The sequence below is a fragment of the Microbacterium endophyticum genome, assembly GCF_011047135.1.
Lineage (GTDB): Bacteria > Actinomycetota > Actinomycetes > Actinomycetales > Microbacteriaceae > Microbacterium > Microbacterium endophyticum.
The window spans coordinates 513,380-533,266 of sequence record NZ_CP049255.1; the positions used below are offsets into that span (position 1 = coordinate 513,380).

Annotated in this window: 20 protein-coding genes, 1 tRNA gene, 1 pseudogene and 1 other annotated feature; of the genes and pseudogenes, 9 read left to right on the forward strand and 13 right to left on the reverse strand. The window is 62.0% G+C overall.

Features of this window, described 5'->3' with window-relative positions; translation table 11 throughout:
* Positions 1–39: 39 nt before the first annotated feature.
* Positions 40–855, reverse strand: coding sequence for a transglutaminase-like domain-containing protein (locus G6N83_RS02465; RefSeq protein ID WP_165138955.1), 816 nt, complete (start codon positions 853–855; stop codon positions 40–42).
* A gap of 92 nt (positions 856–947) precedes the next feature.
* Between G6N83_RS02465 and G6N83_RS02470 the strand changes: the two genes are divergently transcribed.
* Together G6N83_RS02470 and G6N83_RS02475 are read left to right on the forward strand one after the other, a co-directional pair.
* Positions 948–1,724: an SGNH/GDSL hydrolase family protein gene (locus G6N83_RS02470; RefSeq protein WP_165138957.1), complete on the forward strand. Its 777-nt coding sequence runs from the start codon at positions 948–950 to the stop codon at positions 1,722–1,724.
* Between the two features lie 47 nt (positions 1,725–1,771).
* Positions 1,772–1,847, forward strand: a tRNA-Arg gene (locus G6N83_RS02475).
* A 114-nt stretch (positions 1,848–1,961) separates the two neighbouring features.
* Here the strand turns inward: G6N83_RS02475 and G6N83_RS02480 are convergent.
* The gene (locus G6N83_RS02480) at positions 1,962–2,576 is read right to left on the reverse strand and encodes a DUF4166 domain-containing protein (protein WP_165138959.1); all 615 of its coding nucleotides are present in this window, start codon (positions 2,574–2,576) and stop codon (positions 1,962–1,964) included.
* Between the two features lie 132 nt (positions 2,577–2,708).
* On the opposite strand from G6N83_RS02480, the gene G6N83_RS02485 reads away from it, so the two are divergent.
* The 4 genes from G6N83_RS02485 to G6N83_RS02500 all read left to right on the forward strand — a co-directional run bounded on the left by G6N83_RS02485 (position 2,709) and on the right by G6N83_RS02500 (position 5,060).
* Complete coding sequence (locus tag G6N83_RS02485; RefSeq protein WP_165138961.1) at positions 2,709–2,975, forward strand: DUF4190 domain-containing protein; 267 nt, start codon at positions 2,709–2,711, stop codon at positions 2,973–2,975.
* Positions 2,976–3,137: 162 nt separating this feature from the next.
* Complete coding sequence (locus tag G6N83_RS02490) at positions 3,138–3,932, forward strand: alpha/beta fold hydrolase (RefSeq protein ID WP_241246257.1); 795 nt, start codon at positions 3,138–3,140, stop codon at positions 3,930–3,932.
* A 43-nt stretch (positions 3,933–3,975) separates the two neighbouring features.
* On the forward strand, positions 3,976–4,518 hold the full coding sequence (locus G6N83_RS02495; protein WP_206535835.1) for a TetR-like C-terminal domain-containing protein: 543 nt from the start codon (positions 3,976–3,978) through the stop codon (positions 4,516–4,518).
* A gap of 92 nt (positions 4,519–4,610) precedes the next feature.
* Positions 4,611–5,060, forward strand: a complete 450-nt coding sequence (locus G6N83_RS02500) for a hypothetical protein (protein WP_165138967.1) — start codon at positions 4,611–4,613, stop codon at positions 5,058–5,060.
* A 47-nt stretch (positions 5,061–5,107) separates the two neighbouring features.
* Here the strand turns inward: G6N83_RS02500 and G6N83_RS02505 are convergent, their stop codons facing one another.
* The 6 genes and pseudogenes from G6N83_RS02505 to G6N83_RS02530 all read right to left on the reverse strand — a co-directional run bounded on the left by G6N83_RS02505 (position 5,108) and on the right by G6N83_RS02530 (position 10,480).
* Positions 5,108–5,536 (reverse strand): GntR family transcriptional regulator, encoded by a 429-nt coding sequence (locus G6N83_RS02505; RefSeq protein ID WP_241246258.1) that lies wholly within the window; start codon positions 5,534–5,536, stop codon positions 5,108–5,110.
* Positions 5,533–6,573 carry a hypothetical protein gene (locus G6N83_RS02510; RefSeq protein ID WP_165138969.1) on the reverse strand — a complete coding sequence of 347 codons (1,041 nt, stop codon included), beginning with the start codon at positions 6,571–6,573 and terminating at the stop codon, positions 5,533–5,535. Before G6N83_RS02510 ends, G6N83_RS02505 begins: the two co-directional genes overlap by 4 nt.
* Before the next feature lie 176 nt (positions 6,574–6,749).
* A pseudogene (locus tag G6N83_RS02515) lies at positions 6,750–8,014 on the reverse strand (IS3 family transposase).
* Positions 7,581–7,715, reverse strand: a sequence feature (AL1L pseudoknot). (Overlaps the previous pseudogene by 135 nt.)
* Before the next feature lie 210 nt (positions 8,015–8,224).
* Positions 8,225–8,626 carry a GNAT family N-acetyltransferase gene (locus G6N83_RS02520; protein WP_165138971.1) on the reverse strand — a complete coding sequence of 134 codons (402 nt, stop codon included), beginning with the start codon at positions 8,624–8,626 and terminating at the stop codon, positions 8,225–8,227.
* Positions 8,627–8,666: 40 nt separating this feature from the next.
* A complete protein-coding gene (locus G6N83_RS02525; RefSeq protein WP_260149116.1) occupies positions 8,667–9,194 on the reverse strand; it encodes a GNAT family N-acetyltransferase in 528 nt (175 codons plus the stop codon).
* Between the two features lie 302 nt (positions 9,195–9,496).
* The gene (locus G6N83_RS02530) at positions 9,497–10,480 is read right to left on the reverse strand and encodes an NAD-dependent epimerase/dehydratase family protein (protein ID WP_241246259.1); all 984 of its coding nucleotides are present in this window, start codon (positions 10,478–10,480) and stop codon (positions 9,497–9,499) included.
* Positions 10,481–10,641: 161 nt separating this feature from the next.
* Between G6N83_RS02530 and G6N83_RS02535 the strand changes: the two genes are divergently transcribed.
* Positions 10,642–11,517: a sulfurtransferase gene (locus G6N83_RS02535; RefSeq protein ID WP_165138975.1), complete on the forward strand. Its 876-nt coding sequence runs from the start codon at positions 10,642–10,644 to the stop codon at positions 11,515–11,517.
* Positions 11,518–11,554: 37 nt separating this feature from the next.
* On the opposite strand, the gene G6N83_RS02540 is transcribed toward G6N83_RS02535, so the two are convergent.
* On the reverse strand, positions 11,555–12,739 hold the full coding sequence (locus G6N83_RS02540) for a sensor histidine kinase (RefSeq protein ID WP_165138977.1): 1,185 nt from the start codon (positions 12,737–12,739) through the stop codon (positions 11,555–11,557).
* A gap of 70 nt (positions 12,740–12,809) precedes the next feature.
* Positions 12,810–13,997 (reverse strand): polysaccharide pyruvyl transferase family protein, encoded by a 1,188-nt coding sequence (locus G6N83_RS02545; RefSeq protein WP_165138979.1) that lies wholly within the window; start codon positions 13,995–13,997, stop codon positions 12,810–12,812.
* Between the two features lie 172 nt (positions 13,998–14,169).
* Here G6N83_RS02545 and G6N83_RS02550 point away from each other — a divergent pair, with 172 nt between their 5' ends.
* Positions 14,170–16,338, forward strand: coding sequence for a glycosyltransferase (locus tag G6N83_RS02550; protein WP_165138981.1), 2,169 nt, complete (start codon positions 14,170–14,172; stop codon positions 16,336–16,338).
* Positions 16,335–17,645: a glycosyltransferase gene (locus tag G6N83_RS02555; protein ID WP_165138983.1), complete on the forward strand. Its 1,311-nt coding sequence runs from the start codon at positions 16,335–16,337 to the stop codon at positions 17,643–17,645. The genes G6N83_RS02550 and G6N83_RS02555 overlap by 4 nt, the downstream gene beginning before the upstream one ends.
* On the opposite strand, the gene G6N83_RS02560 is transcribed toward G6N83_RS02555, so the two are convergent.
* From G6N83_RS02560 to trmB, 3 genes are read right to left on the reverse strand one after another with little or no spacing between them, the layout of a single operon-like run.
* Positions 17,606–18,289: a glycosyltransferase family 2 protein gene (locus G6N83_RS02560; RefSeq protein ID WP_165138985.1), complete on the reverse strand. Its 684-nt coding sequence runs from the start codon at positions 18,287–18,289 to the stop codon at positions 17,606–17,608. The two genes, G6N83_RS02555 and G6N83_RS02560, sit on opposite strands and share 40 nt — an antisense overlap.
* 40 nt (positions 18,290–18,329) lie before the next feature.
* On the reverse strand, positions 18,330–19,166 hold the full coding sequence (locus G6N83_RS02565; RefSeq protein WP_165138987.1) for a CPBP family glutamic-type intramembrane protease: 837 nt from the start codon (positions 19,164–19,166) through the stop codon (positions 18,330–18,332).
* On the reverse strand, positions 19,166–19,828 hold the full coding sequence (gene trmB, locus G6N83_RS02570; protein ID WP_165143057.1) for a tRNA (guanosine(46)-N7)-methyltransferase TrmB: 663 nt from the start codon (positions 19,826–19,828) through the stop codon (positions 19,166–19,168). Before trmB ends, G6N83_RS02565 begins: the two co-directional genes overlap by 1 nt.
* Positions 19,829–19,887 lie beyond the last annotated feature (59 nt).

Below are 19,887 nucleotides of genomic sequence, written 5' to 3' on the forward strand. Positions count from 1 at the left end.
ACCTGACCATCTTACGGTCGGCAGCCGCGCACGTCCTGGCTACGAGAGTGGAACGAGCGACAGGAAGTCGTCATTGGTGGGCGATTCAGGCACCACGTCGTCGCCTTGGAGTCTCGCATCCACGCGAAGGTGGTCGAGATTCACTGCCCCACCGTGAAAGCTCAAGAACGCGCAGTCCGCGGCGTCGCGCCCCGTTGCGATACGTACCAGCGAGCGCCGGTCAGCGAGGCGAGTGGCATCGATTGCGTACCAGCATCCGTCGAGGTAAGCCTCGGCGACGGCGTGAAAGTCCATGGGTTCAAGGCCCGGCGCGTAACAGGCGGCATAGCGCGCTGGCACGTCCATTGCTCGCAGAAGAGCAATCACGACATGCGCATAGTCGCGACAGACGCCTTGACCGGTCATCAAAGTTGTGACGGCACTGTCTGTTCCGAGGCTCAGCCCCGGCGTGTACGTGACGCTGGCCGAGACGAAGTCGGTCACAGCGCGAACAAGATCTTCACCAGCGAGTCCCTGGAACTGCCGACGCGCTTGTGAAAAGACCTCATCCGACTGGCAGTACCGACTCGGCCGCAGGTAAGAGATCGCTTCGAGATCGCTCGTGTGCGTACCGGACGTGCGTCCATCGACCGTTGCCGAGTATCGCACCTGCAAGAGCCCTGGTTCGGCGGTGAAACGGTGAAGCCGCGAGCCGGACTGGTCGACAATCTCGGTGGGCATGTACTGACGATCGTCCTGAATAAACGTGAGTTCCTCGCTCACCACGGGCACCTGCTGCGCTGCCGTGATCGAGAAAATGAGGTCGACTGACGCTCTCACATCGAGGTCAATTTCTGAGGTAACTGCGCGCTGCACCGAGCTATCCTCGCACGCTCGGAATGACACGAGATCATATGAGTTTGGGCTGGGAGACCTCTCCTCCCGCAGAGCGACGTACTCTCGTTGTGATGTCTCGAGTAGTGTCCCACCGAATACCGCGTAATCTCGCCGTTCTCCTCGCCGTTGCGTGCGCAGTTTCGCTTGTCGCCGTTACGGCGCTCTGGCGACCCTGGGTGGGAGAAGCCCCGACGAGTCGAGCCGACGCGGGATCGGCTGGAAGCGCCGGCGTCGTTGCCGGACTGGAGCTACCCGAAAACCCTCGCGTGCTCGTCTTCGGCGATTCCTGGACCTACGGTTCTGCCGCGACATCACCGGACGAGGGCTATGCGTATGTACTCGCAGACCTCTTGGGCGGCGAAACGATCGTCGATGGCGTTCGCGGGAGCGGATACTTGAAAACCGGACTGGATGGCGGCACGTTCGTTGAACGCGCACAGGAGCTTGACCCCGCCCTCTCCCCCGACCTCGTGATCGTGCAGGGCTCAATCAACGACCGCAAGCTCGGCAGCGCCGGCTACGCGGATGCCGTGGCGACGGTGTGGGACACGATCGCGTCGATCTACCCGAATGCCGCGATCGTCATTTTGGGCCCGGCGCCTCAGGTGCTGCCCGTCGAGAGGGCAACCGCACGCATAGATAACGACCTCGCGCAGCTTGCCGCCGAACGTGGATGGCCGTACATCTCACCCGTACAAGAAGCGTGGATTACTCCGGCAAACTACTCGTGGGTCATCGACACGAGCGCTACCGGGCGTGACCACCCGACCTCGGCCGGTCACGCCTACCTTGCTGAACGTGTGGCGGAAGCACTGGCAACCTTCCGCGTCGACGCGCCTGCTCAGTAGCTCGACGGCGTCGCGAGCGGTGACGCGATGGTAATCTCGATCAGTGCGCCTCCGTAGCTCAGGGGATAGAGCGTTGGTTTCCGGTACCAAAGGTCGCTGGTTCGATTCCAGTCGGGGGCACCACCAAAAACGAGAAATCGCGGGTCTTCAAGACTCGCGATTTCTCGTTCCAGCATCCCGATCGATGGCGCACGCACTCTAGAGTGCCCGAACAACCTCGTAGGCGAAGGTGCCGGCCTAGTGGAACAACTCACCAATCATTGGTGCAGTTATTCGCACGTCGACGTGCTGTCGAGACGGATCGTTCGCGTCGGTACGCTCGTCCAAATTCATCGTCACAATTCGCGGGAGCGGCATGCGAAGCGTGCCGAGGCGGAGTGCGAGCTTGGTGGACGTCATCCGCAATCCGCCATCCGCGACGGCGACTCGGAGGGCCACTTCGAGTCCGCGTCGTTTTCCCAGTCGGTCATGGAGCGTTCCGTCAACGACCCTCATGGTGTCTTCCATAGTGCGTGTTCGTCGGCCGAAGCGAAAGACCCGCACGGCGCTGAGGGAACCGTCGAAGCCAGGGGTGTTGACGATGCTGAACAGGACGTCGTGTCCGAGTTCAGGGAATAGAACGTGTCGCCAAGCCATGCCAGCAAGTACAGGTCGAAGCAGACGGTACCGGGAGCCAGCGACGCTGTAGGTGCCCGATCCTCTGCCGACAGATCCTGATGGAATCGTGCCGAAGTACTCTTTCAATCGTGGGGCGAGAGCGTCGAAGTCCGCGCCCAATGCTCGCTGATAAACGGATGGCGCAAATGAAGCAGAATCTGTTCCTTCTCCCTCACGCATCACGAACTTCGTCATTGGCCTCCTCCATCCGTCCCCGCCAACCATGTGATCGGCCTCCACGACGCAAGCCTCGGAGGTCGATGCCGGATCGCACGGGCAGTCACGGGTCGGACGAGCACGACAGCGCGCACAGATTAGTCTGCTGCGATGACGGAGATCACTGGCACTACCAAGACCAACACCCTGGCTTTGGTCGACTTCATCGCCGCATTCGTTATCCCGCTAGTGGGGCTGATTCTCGGCATCCTGGCACGCCGACAGCTGAGTACGCCAGGCAATCCCGAAACCGGGCGAGGGCTCGCGCGTTGGGCGATGGTCATCGGTGCGCTCGGAACGATCTTCCAGCTGGCATTCTTCATCGTCTGGTTGTCAATGTTGTTCACCTTGTTGAACGGTCACACGATCGGGAGCTGAGAAGACAACGAAGCACATCAGCAGAACAAAGCCGGTTGCGCTTCTTCGAAAGAAGACAAGCAACTCATCTAGGGCATTTAGCTATTGACATTAGCCAAATAGAAATGCACACTAGCTTCTATGACTTCAGCGGCCTGCACCCAATCCCCATCCACTCGCTATGTGAGCCGGCCCGAGGGCCGTATCGCCTACGATCTCCAGGGCTCAGGCCCCCTCGTCGTCCTCATTCCCGGTATGGGCGATCTTCGCGCCGGTTACCGCTACCTGGCGCCCGAGCTCGTCGCGGCGGGCTACACCGTTGCCACTGCCGACCTTCGCGGTCACGGCGACAGCGACACCACGTTCTCGTCATATGGCGACCCGCAGACTGCGAGCGACATCGAAGCCCTGATCGACGAGCTAGGTGGAAAAGCAGTCATTGGTGGCAACTCACTCGCTGCTGGTGCCGCCGTGATCGTCGCCGCGGAGCATCCTGAAAAAGTCTCCGGACTCGTGCTGTTCGGCCCCTTCGTCCGCAACCCTTCGGCCTCGGCATTCGAGAGATGGATGTTCCGCACGATGATGGCGCCCCTATGGGTGGCCTCGATGTGGAAGGCCTACATGCCCACTCTCTACAAAGGAAAGAAGCCCGCGGACTTCGCGGAGTACCGCGCCGAAGTCATCGCGAGCCTCAAGCGCCCGGGCTACGGCACGGCATTCTCACTCACGACGCGCCAGACCACTCATGACCCGGCAGAGGCCGCACTCAACCAGGTCACGGCGCCGGCGATCGTGATCATGGGCGACAGCGATCCCGACTTCAAAGACCCCGCCGGCGAGGCGAAATGGGTCGGCAGCGAGCTCCACGCCCACGTCGTGATGGTCGAGGAAGCTGGCCACTACCCGCAGTCCCAGCGGCCCGACATCACCACGCCAGCGGTGCTTGGCTTTCTCGCTACGGTGGCTCCCGTTGCCTAGAGTCGGGCTTACCCGCGACAGCGTCGTCGAGGCTGCCGCGATCATGGCTGATGAAGTGGGGCTCAACTCCCTGACTCTTGCTGCCTTGGCCGAACGGCTCGGCGTGAAGCAGCCCTCGCTGTACAAGCACCTCGACTCCCTCGCGGACTTGCACCGAAGCGTCTCAATGCTCGCCAAGCGCGAACTCGGAGAAGCGATCGCACGGGCCGCCGTGGGTCGGTCCGGTCCCGACGCGATCTTCGCTATGTCGCACGCTTACCGGAACTGGGCCATCCTCCATCCCGGTCGCTACGGTGTATCGCAGAAACCTGCGGCTCCAGGAGACGTCGAGGATGAGGCCAGCATGATCACTGCAATCCAAACCATCGCCGACGTCCTCACCGCCTACCACCTCGATGGCGACGACTCGGTCGACGCCATTCGAGCATTCCGCTCTCTTCTCCACGGCTTCATTTCACTTGAGACGTCGGGTGGGTTTGCTCTCAAAGCGGACATCGACCGCAGCTTCAACCGGTTGATAGACGGCTTCACCGTCGCACTTAATCAGTGGACTGAACCCTTTGACCACACGGACCCCAGCAAGTAGTCCCATGGTGCCAGGGTGCACGACTTAACCGATTTTTCTGATCGTTACCTGGCCGTTGTTTGAACGCTGACGCAGACCGATATCGTCCAAGCATGATGCACGCCCCACACCGAGCCTTGGCATCAGCCGCAATCTTGGTAGCGGCGACGCTGACGCTATGCGCCTGCCAGTACCTGCCGAATGTCGCACTGCGGCTCAACAGTGACGGAACCGTGGACTTCGGCAGCTGCGATAAACCTGTTGTCGTCGGGCTCGTAGACGCGAAAGCGTATATCCGCACGGACGACGAGAACACCGCGACCCAGCTGACAGTCCAAGAGACTCCGGCCACGATCTCGAGCGGTGACGTGATTCACCTGGGCCCCACACCACCTCAGGAAGAGTGGGATCGCATCAGCGTATCTATCTCGGGCACCAAGGCCTCCACGATCCGAGGTGTCTGGGGAATCTTCGATGCCAGACAGCTGAGCGTCGGCGAGTGGTCCTGGGCGAAGAACTCGAGCATGTACGAAGACGTCGAACACTGCGAACTCGACGGCTGACATCGCGGGGACCGCGCAGCGCGAGCGTGATCGAGGCGGGGCCCACGCTATTCACGGACAGGATTCTGCTCCAGCTGTTCGGACTCTCTAGTGTCGTCGCGGTTTGGACCAGAGTTCGTTCGCCAGACGAGACGGAGCACGTTGATGACGTCATCCAGTTCAATGCGAGTTGCGGACGCTTCGTCAGCCAACTCGCGGATCCGTTGTGCGATCGAACGAGGAAGAACAGCGGCTGATTCGGCCACCCGTGTGCCAGCCGCCGTTCGACTCACCACAAGCCCGGCGTGTTCAAGCATTTTGTACGCTTTAGCGGCCGTTCCCTGCGCTACGCCGAGGTCGGTCGCGGTTTGTCGCACAGTGGGAAGCCGTTCATTTGCGCCGAGCTGGCCAGACATGATGAGACCACGAAGCTGGTGATAGATGTCGCGCGCCGTGCTGCCATCCTCGTCGGCCGAAAGGATCGAGCGCGCGGTCACGAAACGACCTCCGCGCCCGCTGGTGATGTCGTATTAATAGAGCCTTCCGGCACGACCGGCCGAGAACGTAGACCGCTATGCGCGACGAGGAGCAGGAGGACGAATGCGGCGATCTCAAGAAATGGTGCTGCCCAGCCAGCTGCGACTGCAAGCTCCGCGTAGCGCCATGATGCTTCGTAGGGTTCGCCGCCGCTCTGCCCCATGATCGTCAACTGCGAGATTGACCCCGAGCTGGCGACGAGTCGCCAACTGCTCGCAAGGGTAAGGAGCATCGCAGCCATCGCTATACGAAGTCCGCCGTGAGCAATTGCGCGGCGCGCCATGCGTTCGGCCGTGACCGTTTCCCGCGAGAGGTAGGGACGTGCCGCATTGCGATCCAGAGTTGCCCATGTAACACCGACCAGCGCAATCAGGCACATGAGAACCGGCACTCCGTATGCCCAGCCGTAGAACCTCACGCGAATCGGGTCAATCGCAGCCTCGTTGGGCACAGGGATAGTCAGCCACACGTATTGCCCGTCCCCGTTGGGCGTCGACGCGACCCCTGCAGCGAGCGTGGTTGCCACGAGAGCGAGGATGACCACACATGCGCCGATCAGGGCAGAACGTGAGCAAAAACTGGTCCAGTTGCGGCGGGTGGGCAGCATGACTGGCGCCTCCGGGCGAGTTGTTCCGCTCGTCATGATCTGCACAAGAACGGCACCGATACCGAGCGCCGCGACAAAGAGCGGAGTAGCGAATTGCCACCAAGAAACAAGACCGGGCCCGGCGAAGAAATAGCCACGGAAAAGTAACTCAGCGAAGAACAGGGCGACGACCACCAGCGCGGCGATGCCGAGAGTGCGACGCTCACGCTCGTAGCGCTGTCGCACCGAAAGAGATTCGGCTACTGAATCGTGCGACGCTCTTCGTGTCGAGCGCGAAGCGATGATGGCAGCGCAACCGAAAACGAGCAGTGCAATCCCGAATAAGACGGGAGAAAAAGATAAAACACCTTCGACGACCTGGACCGGGTCGAACACATTGCTACCGCGCATTGACATCATATCTCCCATCGATCTTGTGTCATATGTCTATCACAACTTGTATCGAGTAAAAAGCACAAAATAGCGCGAAGGCTGCCCGCCTCTCCCACTGACAGGCTCTGATCAGACGAGTACATGACCGCTGCAATCGGGCTTTTGAAGCGCTCTGGGTCTGATGGGGACTCGCGCTATTTGATTTCCACCAGCTGATCGACGGGGGTTTGGCCAGCATAGAACGTGTTCTCGAACTCGGCGGGTGGGACGTCGCCGAGTTAGCCGTGCAGGCGCTGCGTGTTGTGCCAGCTCACCCAGCCGAGCGTCGCGAGCTCGAGATCCTCGACCGTCTTCCAGGGGCCGGGGCGTGCGGGTCCGCGGACGAGTTCGGTCTTGTAGTAGCCGTTCATCGTCTCGGCAAGGGCATTGTCATAGCTGTCGCCGACGGTTCCAATCGACGGTGTCGCGCCGATCTCAGCGAGCCGTTCGCCGTAGCGAATCGACGTAAATTGACTGCCCGCATCGCTATGACAACGGGGATCCTCGTGGTGACGACCCCTCGACCAGCGGGCCATTTCGATGGCGTCGAGAACCATCTCGGTGCGCATGTGTGACGCGCACCGCCACCCGACGATCATTCGGCCGTACGCGTCGATGATGAAGCAGACATACGCCACGCCCGCCCACGTCGGCACGAACGTCAGATCCGTCACCCAGAGCCTGTTCAGCGCGGTCGCCGTGAACTTCCGCTTCACCAAATCCGGATGCCTCACCGAGGCCGAATCGAGCCTGGTGGTCTTCACTCGCTTCGATCTCGTCGCGCCCTCGATGCCCGCAGCACGCATCACCCGGCCCGTCTGATCTCGCCCGATACTGAGCCCCGCGCGGCGGGCGCTCTTCCAGAGCTTGCGGACTCCGTACACGCGGTAGTTGTCTTGCCAGAGCGTGACGAGCTCGGGCTTGAGGGCAGCGTCGCTGAGTGATCGTGCTGACGGGGCGCGGTCTTTCGCGGCGTAGTAGGTGCTCGGAGCCACCTGCAACAAGCTGCAGATGGGCTCGACTCCGAGCGGGCGACCCTCGACGATATCGTTCTTGTTCGCGTCGATGAACGCGACTATTTCCGGTGTTGGCGGTCGAGCTCCGCCCCGAAGAAAGACGCCGCTCTCTTCAGAATTTCGTTGGCCCGCCGCAAATCGCGAACCTCCTACTCAAGCTCCCGCACCCTACGAGCCTCGGCAGTGGTGGCGCCTCCGACATGACCGTCGTCGACGTCGGCCTGCTTGACCCAGACCCGCACGGACTCGACCCCGTAACCGAGCTGCGTCGCGACACGCTGCACCGTCCCATGCTCGGTCCCCAACTCCGCACGAATCGTCCGCACCATCCGAACCGCGGCGACCTTCTCCTCCGACGAATACCGACGTGCCGTCGGCTTCCCAGATCCCTGACTCGACACCATGACTCCATCCTCGTTTTCAAGGTCAAGAGCCTCCAACAAAACCAGGGCGCTTCAAGCCAAGTGGCATCAGCGTGATGCTCGCGCATCGGCAATCTCGAATTTTCCCGCTTTCGCAGCAAAAGAAAATCCGTGCTTTCACTGACGAGCCGCATGCAGATTTCGGAGGCGTCACAGGCACCGAACCCAAATCAAGTGTCCGTTGGCAATGGGTTAACAAACACCCATCATGTCCATGCCAGGTGCGCTCTCGGGCCGGCGCTCGAAGCCGTGGCGTTCGTAAAAGTCGGCCCGACCTCTAGCCGCAAAAAGCTGCACGTCGTCGACGCCGCGGTGACGTGCCTCATCTACCAGGCGCGCGAGAACTTCCCCGCCGATACCTGTACCGCGAGCTTGTTCGGTGACGATCATCTCCGTGACGAAGGCGTGAAGCGCCCCGTCGCTGATGAGCCTGCCCATCCCGAGCAAGCGGCCGACGTCATCCCGGACGGTGCAGACGAGCCAGCTCCCGGACAGAGCGCGCTCGAAATGGTCGAGGCTCCAGTCCGCCCAACCAGTCTCGTCATAGAGCGCTTTGAACTCCATTGCGGTCGGGGCGGAGAAAGAGTAGTCCATCACGAAACGGTACTACGAGCCCGCCTCGATAGATGATCGCTCAGCGGGCGCCCGAACTCGCACACTGAACTGCGACACTGGACACTCTTCGCAGAAAACTGGAACCCTGATCATCCCCAACAAGGGTCATGCCTATTTCCTCCGCTGCGCGCTCAGAGGGGCGGTTCTCGGGGTGGATAATTCCCACAACGCAGTCAGCATCCGTGTGGTCTCTTGCGAATTCAAGACATGCAGCCCCAGCTTCCGTGGCGTATCCCAAGCCCTGCAGTTCCGAACGGACGTGGTAGCCAACCTCAGTTTGAGGAGCGCGGTTGACTTCTTGCCAAGTTAAACCGCAATCCCCAATGAACTCTCCCGCTACGGTCTCGCTGATCCATAGCCCGAATCCGTAGGCCGCGTGGTGTGCTCGGCTCCACGAAATCCAGTCCGCTGCTTGCTCTCGCGTCTTCGGCGCCGAGTAGTAGCGCATCACTTGGGGGTCACCGACGAGAGCAGACATGACATCGATGTCTGATGAGGCCATTCTTCGAAAGCGAAGTCCCCACGTCGTCGGATCGCCTTTCCACATTGGAAGCGGCGTCGGAGAAACGGACTTTCCGAATCACACGCCGGCGAACTCGTGGACCAACGAAACCCAATAAAGCTGCAGCGTTGATGCCGCACCTTCGGCTGCTACCCACGAACCTGTCATCTCGCGCTCTAGAAATTTTTGGTCGAGGGGGCCAACGAGTGCGCCAGACTCGGCGGCGGCGAGCGGCCGAAGAAACCCGCAGAGCCCATGCAACGAGGAGACTTACCCGAACTCGGTGATGACGCACACACCGGCGCGTCAGCGCCGGGAGGCTTACGCCACAGTCATTGGCCAATCTCTCAGCGAGCGGCTTGCAAGACAGTGATTTCTTCGGTCGGCGTGAGACCTACCCGCCGCTCTCGATGCACATTTCGCAACGACTCGTCCGCTAGCACGCGGGCAAGGGTCGCATCGAGAGTGGTCAATGTGCCGCCAGCAGCGAGAAATGCGGCCCCGGAGCGTTGCATGAATGCTGTGTCGGTCTCTGGGAGCCACAGTGGCAGCGAGCGGGGTCCTGCCCAGAAGTTCACGCCCTGAGCGAGCAGGATCTGATCGTCGAGCTCCACCAGATCTCCTCGGTAAGCCGTTGCTTCGATGGCAGCATTGAAGAAGTCACGCATGTGGTGCACTTCTCCGACGGCATTGACGGCGCCGATAACCCGTTCGCGTCCCGCCTGTTCGATCCACGATGCGAGGTCGGCAACGTCTGTGACCTGAACGAAACGACGGTCGACTGTCGGAATAAGTGCTGGGCCGCTTCGCGCAAGACGTGCGACCCAGTATCCGAACCTGTCGCTGGGGTCACCCGGCCCGACAATGAGGCCCGGTCGGGCGATAAGGAGGCGATCTCCGAGTGCGGCGGCACTATTGCGCTCCGCGGCGACCTTCGCGTCCGCATAGCGGGACAAGTCCTGCGGCTCGACCAGTCGGGCGGATTCGTCAGCGCCCGGTTCATCGTTTTTGCTGTACACAGACACCGAAGACACCAGTGTCCAATGGGCGGCGTGTGCAGCGAGCGCGTTCAAAGCCGGTTCCACTAGAGCTGGCTCATAGGCAAGCTCGATTACGTCGTCCCAATCGGTCTTAACCTCGTCGTACGCACCCGCGGACGAGCGGTCTGCGCAGATAAGGTGCGCCCCATCAGCAACGTACCCTGAGCGACCACGAGCGAGACAGAAGACCTCGGCGCCTCTCTCAACTGCCCTTCGTGAGATCTCGCGGCCCAACCACCCTGTCCCACCCAGCACCAGCACTCGTCGCATGTGACCAGCAAACCAAACCATTTCAAGCTTGTGAGTCCGCTTCGCGCGAAGCGCAACTCAGCGCAACGCTGGTGCCGGCAAGCGAATCGATCACCCGGCACCTCCCCACCCGCTGAAAATTCATGCAAGGGCGCCTTATCTGCAACACGCGTTGCCAGACCTTGTAGTGGGAAGATGTCGGAATGGCGGCATCCTCGGCACTCCCCCTCATCTCCGTGGACGAACTCCACACCCGCCTCGAGGCAGGTGACGGCATCCGTCTGCTCGACGTGCGATACCGGCTCGAGCAACCCGATGGACTCCCCGACCACCGCGCCGGCCATCTGCCCGGCGCGGTCTACGTCGACATGGACACAGAACTTGCCATGCACGGTGACGCATCGGAGGGTCGTCATCCGGTTCCATCCCACGATGTACTTCAGGATGCCGCGCGGCGCTGGGGCCTCAACGACGGCGACGCGGTCGTTGTCTACGACGACTATCGCTCAGTGTCGGCCGCGCGCGCATGGTGGCTACTCACCCATTCGGGTGTTGAAAACGTGCGCGTGCTCAACGGCGGCTTGTCGGCGTGGACGGCAGCGGGACTTCCACTGGAGGCGGGCGAAGTTGTGCCCGCGCCCGGCTCGATCAAGCTCCAAGAGCTGAGCCGAGGAATCGCAACGATCGACGATGCCGAATCCTGGCCCGCCCGGGGCATATTGATCGATGTGCGTGCGCCCGAGCGCTACCGGGGCGAGTCCGAGCCGTACGACCCGATCGCGGGCCACATCCCGGGAGCCGTAAACCTGCCCGCAGGTGCCTATCTAGACGGCGACGGGTTTGCAGCACCTGATGCGATCCGCGAAGCCCTCGCCGGCGTCGGCGTGACGGATGACTCGACCGTCGCCGCCTACTGCGGCTCGGGGCTCACGGCTGCACACTTCGCGCTCGCAGGGGCGGTCACGGGTGTCGATGTCACCATATTCCCTGGCTCGTGGAGCCAGTGGTCGAACACGCCAGGTCGTCCCGTCGCGACGGGCCCGACCCCGTGGCAATATCGCGACGACACCAATCCGTGACGCGGTAAATCAGTCGGGGCCGATGAGAGGCACGTATTCACGCGGCGGACGTTGACCGGGGGAAAAGGATAGAAAAACGTGCGCCGCCGAGTGGAGACTCGGTGATACCGATGCTTCCTCCGTGACCTTCGACGATGCGTCGACATGTCGAGAGCCCAAGACCGAGGCCCGGCAGATCGTGATTATCTCCGCGCTCCATGAGACCGAAGACTCTTTCCCGCTGGTCGGGAGCTATTCCTGGGCCATTGTCATCGATTGTGATTCGTACCCCTGCGGTGATCGGAACCGCTCTAATCTCAACGAGTGGATCCTCTCGAGTCGCACGGGCAAACTTGATGGCATTAGCAATCAAATTCTGAAAGAGAACTCCGCACGCCATCTCGTCGGCAACGATGCTCTCGTTCGCCTCAACCATCACGGAAACGTGCGACTCGGTGATAACGGTAGCGAGATCGTCGAGTGCCTCTTGAATGACGTAGGCAAGTTTGATGTCTTTCACCTCACGATCTGCAGGTCCGACGCGTACATAGTTCAGAAGGTCGGCCAGCATTCTCGCCATCCGAACCGACGCTGCATCGGCGCGCCGAAGCGCATGCATCACGTCAGGGGCATCGGTCGCCTCTGCGGCGTCGGCGGCGAGTTCTATAAACCCTGTGACTGCGCTGAGCGGGTTGGAGAGATCATGAGTTACTTGAGCGGCAAAGCGCTCGAGTCGGTCATTTGCTGCAAACAACTCGTAGGTGATGCGGCGAAGCTCCAACACGTCCATCACTTGGCCAGCAAGAAGGTCGAGCGCCTCGCGCCTGTCCAGCGACAATTCGCGAGGGCGCGAATCGAACAAACATAGGGTTCCGATCGCAACGCCCTCAGGTGTGATGAGCGGACTCGAGGCGTAGAACCTCACCCGTGCGAGTGTGCCATCAACAAACGGATGGCGCGCGAGAGCCTCGTCTGCGGAAGCATCCGCGATAACGAGCGGTTTCTTTTGCTCAATGACAATGGAACACAATGAATCTTCGCGCGCGCACGTTGCACGGTCGATCCCCACCGCGGCTATCTGATGCTGGGAATGCTCGTCGATGATGTTGATCACTGCGACAGGAACATCGCAGAGCAGCGTCGCCAGTCGAACGAGCCCCTGAAGATCGGCATCTGCAGGTTCCCCAACAACGCGGTACGTCGAGATCGCCTCGCGCCGGATAAAGTCTTGAGCCGTTCCCACAACACCGCCCCCTCGCTTTCGTATTTCACAATACGGGGTGCGTGCCTCAACTTGATGCGGGTTGCATCTCCTAGTTTTTTGGTGTTTTTGCGACGCTTTCAGCAATTTGTGTCCACCACGAGGCGGATTCGACTCGTGCCGCAGTCACCGCCTGAGCAGCGCTCTGTGCGACGCTCTCTCGTTGTTCCCACAGCGCCTCAAGCACCGGGATGCCGTCGGTATCTGCCGCGGCGAGCGCCACAGTGCTCGATTGCCCCCAGTGCGCTAGCGCTCCCCGCTGCTTTATTCGGGTGTATTCGTCGGTCACGAGTCCGAGAACCGGCACACCAGCGGGTGCCGCGAAAACGGCGGGGTGGTAGCGGCCAGTGATGAGCAGCGCAGCACTTCGGGCAGCGAGGGCCGCTTCACGCGGTGTGCCGGTGGGCAACACTTCAGACGCTGACCGCATCCGATCCCGGATCTCATCATGCAAGAGCGCGTCGCCGCGCGGAGTCACATTTTCCAGAGCTCCAAAGTGCGCGTGGAAGCGGACGGGTTCACCAGTGAGCCCTGCGGCAGCATCGGCGAGCGCTGCGATCCGTGTCGTCGTTTCGACACGGTCGGCTCCCCCGAGATGAAGCGAGAGGCTGATGAGTACCCCCGACGGCTTCGACGGCAACTCGGTATCGTCCCACGCAAGAAACGATGCGTCATCGACGCCGAGCCGCGCGGGCGCCCCCAGAACAGAAGACAGAGCCTGCGACGTTGTTTCGCGCACACCGACGAGCGCTGCGTTCTGGACGATCTCGCCCACGAGCTCGCGGTCGCGTTCGTTCAATTCCGGGCCCAAGGTTTGGCCGGTGACAATGAGCGGGCGACCCAGGGATTGAGCGATCCGCGACATTGCCACCCGCTCATAAATGTGAGTGGGCCACGTCGACGCAAGGTTTCCGGCACCGGCGATGATGACGGCATCCGCTGACCTGATCTCAGCGATCATCGTACGGATGCGGTCATCGGTTGATACTGCCCCGCCAAGAGCGGCATCAATACCGTCAAGTCGAGCTTCCGCGTCGGTGCGGCTCAACAGATCGAAATCGATTCGACCGATCGCGTCGATTCCGTAGCGCGCGGCCGTTTCTTCAGGAGCCGAAGACACGGCAACGATCTCTGCACCTCGGGCACGCATTTCGTCACAAAGCGCTTCGAACATCGCCTCATCACCAATGTGCATCATGCCGTCGACGACTCCGACATCACCGATTACAACCAGACGCATGACTCCCCTTTCACCGGTCGAACAGCCCCGTACACGTTAGCCGCTTCTCGCAGCCACCAGCTGGGCAAGTACTCCCGTTCACCACCCCAAACTTCGCGCCAATCAGCTACCTGTGCGCGTTACGATTCAAAGCGACTTGCGAACTGTGAGCCAGCAATAAAGGGGGATGCCGATGGGCGTGCAAACAGCTCTCGACGCGGTGCTTCAAACACCGAGCATTGTCGATGCCATGCATCTTGCCGATGACTTGGCCTTCGAAGCCGGTCGCGACCCGGGCGTTCGTACGCTGCGTGTGCTGAATACCGCGATCCGCGGCACAGACGAAGTCGCAGCAATCGCGGCCGTGCACGCTCTCGCTGAGATTTACGACGAGCAAGCCGCTCGCATGCTGTGCGCCCTGCTCTCTGATTCGCGAGCGACCATCCGGGAGCACGCAACCTGGGCGCTTTCTTCATCATTGCCACGCATCGAAGCGATGGGACGCTTGATCGCTTCCGTCGCTGAAGGTGGGTTCGGCGGCATGCTGGCGCAGCGCACTCTCGAGGTGTGGTCGAATGATGCCCGCGATGCGCTCTCGGTGGGCCTTGAAGCCGCTCTGCTCGGTATCACTGCACCGGCATCGCGAGCCCGACTCATCGAGACGCTCGGCCTCGTGCGTGGTGAAGTCGCCACTCGTCCCCTGCTTCTCATCGCACAAGATAAATCCGAATCTCTCGCCGCCCGTCGCGCGGCGATCGAGGCACTCGGGCAGCGCACAGCACAAAGCGGAATGCTCGTTCCAGCGCTTGAAGAGATCCTCCTCGAGGGCGATCGCATCGGAGCCGCGGCCCGTATCGCCTTGCTCGACCTCGAGCCAACGCCACACCACAGTGCACGCGACAGTACCGGCGACAGCACCGCCATGACGGTGGCGCAAATGTTCTTGCACGCCGATATCGACCCGACGCTCGCTTCGGCAGGTGCGGGCGACAACGGAGGTATCGCGACCCTGCTCGTGCGTTTGGGCGATGCTCTCGTCACCGACTCAACAGTTGGCGTGCAGCGTGTCCTCACGCTTTCGCGTGGTCCCGTCGCTCAGGCGACGAGCGACCTGCTCGATATCGGCGCGAGCGACTCGGGCCACATGTACGCGCGTGTCCCTCTTGCCGACGAGCCGATGCCGTCGGCTGCGGCATGGCCGTTGCGTGTGACGATTCGCCGTGGCATCCGTCGCGTGCTGCGTGCTGCTGGCCACGTCGATCTGCTGCACCTGAGAATGGCGGATGTCGGAAGCCTCGCTGCAGCAGACGTCGCGCGCGAACTCGGCATTCCGGTCGTGTTCACGGTCGCACCCGACCCGCACGCCGTTATCCGTTCGCTCGACCTCTCCGGGGATCTCACTCGCATAGACTTCGGCGAGACTGACCTCCGCGAACATTTCTGGTTCCGCACCCGGCTCGTGCAGCGACTCTCGTCGAACGCAGCACACACGGTGCTCTTTCCCCGCCCCGAGCTGCAGCGCGATATGCAGCAACTCGTGGGCATCGACATCACCTCTCACCCCGAACGCCACACGATCGTCGCGGAGGGCGTCGACCTGGTCGTCACCGAGGATTCCGTTGCCGAGGCGCGAGCCCACGCCGAGGGCGCCGAGGCGACACCGAGCCTCATCGCACTGCGCGAGCTCCTGCAGGGACTACCTGCTGCGCGCCGTTCGCTGCCCCTCATCGTGAGTCTCGGCAGATTGCACCGGGTGAAGGGCATGGCAACTCTCGTCGAGACGTGGGCGCAGAGCGACCTTCGAGAACGGGCGAACCTCGTCATCATCGGTGGCGATCTCGAAACCCCATCCCTCGATGAGCGCGAACAGCTCGACCGCATCGATGCCGTCGTGCCGCCCACAGATCGCGTCAACCACGGACTGCTCCTTGCGGGTCACCAGCCGAACAACATTGCGGCCCGTTGGCTTGCTGCTGCACGATTCGGTCTGCCGGGGTTTGCCGCCCCGAACGGCGCCTACGTGTGCGCGAGTGTGAAAGAAGAGTTTGGTATCGCACTGCTGGAGGCCATGGCGACCGGACTCACCGTCGTCGCCCCCGACGGCGGTGGCCCAGCGACCTATGTCGAGCAGGGACGCACCGGCATCTTGACCGAAACCTGGAACCGCGAGATGCTCCAGCGGGCCGTCGGCGCAGCCCTCGACCTCGCTGTACTTCCTGGTACCGAACGAGCGGATGCCGCGCACGACATGGTCAGTGACAACTTCACCATTCAGGCCATGGCTTCAGCCCTCGGCCCGGTCTACCGCCATGTCGTCGCCGACGAAGCAGAACTCGTTCGCGAAGCTCGAGGAGTGCTGTGACGCTCCTCGTCATCAGCCCCGACTACGCGTCGCACCTTCTACCGCTCGCAACTCTTGCCACAGCATGGCGAGATTCCGGTGAGCGCGTCGTGGTGGCAACGGGCCCCGCGACCGCACCGATTGTGCACGACTTCGGCCTCGAGCACCACGAGCTCGCGCTCGGCCGAGGGAACAACGCCCGAATCGTCCGCACCGACGAGCAGGAAGCCGAAGAATCTGCGTCGCTGCAGGGGTTTTTCGATGCCACGCGACGCGGCATGATCCCGACTCTCCGCTACCAGGCCCACGAACGTCTCACCGACTTGATGTGGCATCCGGTCGAAACCGGCCGACGTGTACTCGATCTGGTGGCGCAGCTTCAGCCGGATGAGATCATCGTCGACCACCTCGCGTTCAGCGCAAGAGTCGCGCTACAGGCCGCGGGAATCGCGTACGGCGACGTCGTGCTCGGACACCCCACCGCGCTGCCGGTCGCGGGGGAAGTGTATGGATGCGCACCATTTTGGCCCCGCGCGTTCACGCCGACCGCAGAAGAGCTCGCCGAGCTTCGCGCACTGTGCGAGCAGGTATCGACGAGCTTCACCGCCGAGTGGAACACCGCAGCACTCGCCATCAACCCTGCGACTCCCCCGACAAAGGATGCCTTCGCTGAGCATGGTGCGCGCGTTCTGTATAACTACCCCGCCGCTCTCGCCGACGGCGACGGCCGCCAGCTTCCGCCGCACGAATTCCTCGGTTCCACACGACGCACAGAGCCAGCAGATGACGAAGTCGACGCCTGGACTTCGACAGACGAACCCTTCGCGTACGTCAGCTTCGGCAGCTTCCTCTCGGTGCGTGACGATGTACTCGCTCGTGTCAGCGCGGCGCTGAAGAAGATCGGGATGCGGGCCGCAATCGCTACCGGATCGACACCGCCGTCGGCCCTCGGTGCCATGCCCGACGGGTGGCTCGTTCGGGAGTATCTGCCTCAGGTGCGGTTGCTCGGCTCAGCCTCATTCGCGGTGACCCACGGCGGAAACAACTCGGTCACCGAGGCAATAGGGCAGGGTATTCCTCTCGTTGTCTTGCCGTTTTCGACAGACCAGTTCGCCGGAGCGGCCGCGATCGAACGCACGGGTCTTGGAGAAAGTCTCGACCCGAACTCCGCAAGTGTCGATGAGCTGGCGGCGTGTTTTGCGCGCGTCCGCGACTTTCCCGTGACGACCCGCGCTCGACTCGCGACAATCGCGGCAGACCAGCGCGAGAGCCCGGGGCCCCAGATCGCTTACGCGACTTTGCGTTCGGCCCACTCCGAAACAAGCTGATCCATCGCGGTCGGATCCCCGGCAGCGTCGCGGTAGCGCTCCATGAGCGAGGCGTTCGCGTCGTAGTGGGTACCGGCACGAATTTCGGCGACGTGGCTCAAGGCATACACGCGACCAGCGTGGCGAACAGGCGCAGCTCCCAAAAGCGTTTCGTGGGCGAGATACCAGGCGGCGTCTTCAAAGCCCCAACCACGGAAGCGTTCGTCTTGCCCACCGTGCGCGTCCCACGTGCGGCGGGTTGTTACGTAGACTCCCGAGCAGGCTGTCTCAACAACCTGTTCGACGGTGCATTCCGACACTTCGCGGCCGGCCATCACCTGCGCGGTACCGCTCTCACCCAACCACCGGTACTCGGTGTAGGGCAGGTGCACGAGTCCGCTCGTTGCTGCGGCCGCCACGGCTTCGCGAAGTGCGGCTGGTTCGGGCAACGTGTCGGCGTCGTTGATGACGACAACCTCATCGCTCGAAAGTGCAGCGACACCGACGTTCCGGCACGCGGCGAGATTGAATATTCCGTCGGTGGCATCGACGGTGCGCAGATCAAACTCGGGCAGATATTCGGCGTACCAGCGCTGCAGCGCTTCAAATGCGGGAACGCGTGAGGGAGACTCCCGCCAGGGAACGATGACAGTCACGATCGGCACTCGTACAGCCTAGGCAGTCACACGACCTTTCACGGCCACTTCAGACGAGAAAAAAGTGGTCGAGAAGTCCCGGATTATGGGCGTGTACTAGCACCAGAAAGACGACAGCGTCGAACAGCAGATGCACGGCGACGATGTACGCCAACGAGTGCGTGCGCAAGAAGATGAACCCCTGCAACAGTGCGAAGGGAATCGTGAGAGCCGGCCCCCACGCCCGATAGCCCAGCTCCCAGAGAAACGCGACGAAAACGATCGCCTGCAGCGCGTTCGCAACCGCCGCGGGAAAGTGACGCAGCAAGAGGGCGAAAACCGTGCAGATGAAGAAGAGTTCGTCCCAGATTCCCACAGCGCCCACGCCAACGAACAGCCGCCCGACGAGATCTGGGGTGTTCACAACCGGCCAGTTGAGATACACGCCCGAAGTGATGAAATAAAAGGGGAGGATGAGCCAACCAAGTACCAAAACCGCCGCGAGCCAGGCCCATTGAAAGCGATTCCACCGGCGACCGGTACGCCACGGAAACGCGACGGCGCGGTCACGATAGATAAAACGCGACACCGCGTACGGCACTACCACCGCTCCTCCGAGCGCGAGAGTAAATCTCAGCATCGCGAGGTTGTCGAGTTCAGCGGCAAGATCAATCGCGCTCACGATGAGAAGACCGATCGCGATCAGCGAAAGGTCACGCAGCAGACTCGGATGCCCCGTGGCATCCGTCGTCTTTGCACGTCGATCAACCCACCACGCACCCGCGAGCGACAGCGCGATCAAGACCCAACCCAGCCATGGCACTCGCAAGACAAAGAAAGCGGGTGCCGCAGCGCAGACCAGCAGCGCTGGAATGAGGCGCATGGGCCACCGCTGAATGCTACTCATCAGACGCTGTCGGTGACGTATGTGAGATCGCGGATGTCACGACCGACGCGCGACCCTTTGCGTTCGAACGCGGTGAGGACTCGGCCCTCGAACCGTTCTGCCCAGTCGCCATCGAAATCGCGAGCAAACCCGTGTGCCGCATCGAGCACCGTGCGCATTTGCTTGGCGTAGTCTTCCCAGTCCGTCGCAAGGCGGAGCCTGCCCCCGGGGCGCAGCGCGCCAAGGGCGATATCGGTGAACTCGGGTGCGATCAGGCGTCGCTTGGTGTGCTTTTTCTTGTGCCATGGATCGGGGAAGAACACCCAGATCTCGTCGACGGATGCCGCGGGCAACAGGTGTTGCAAGACCTCGGGGGCGTTGGCTTCTGCGAGACGCAGGTTCGACACTCCCGCGCGGTCCGCATCGAGCATGGTGCGCGCTAGCCCCGCACGAAACACTTCGATCGCCAGAAAATTCACATCGGGTCGCGATGAGGCAGCGTGGATGATTGCGTGCCCCTGACCGGATCCGATTTCGACGATCAGCGGCGCTGAGCGCCCATACACGGCGGTCAGATCAGCAACAGCGCCCGGCTCGACGCTCGTTTCCGCTTCACCGCGAGGCACATCCCAGAGAAAGCGATCCGACAGCTCGGCCCAGGCGCGGTCTTGTGCATCCGACATCCGCCCGCTTCGACGCACGAACGAGACGGGGCGGTCGCGAAACGAACCAGTTGCGGGGG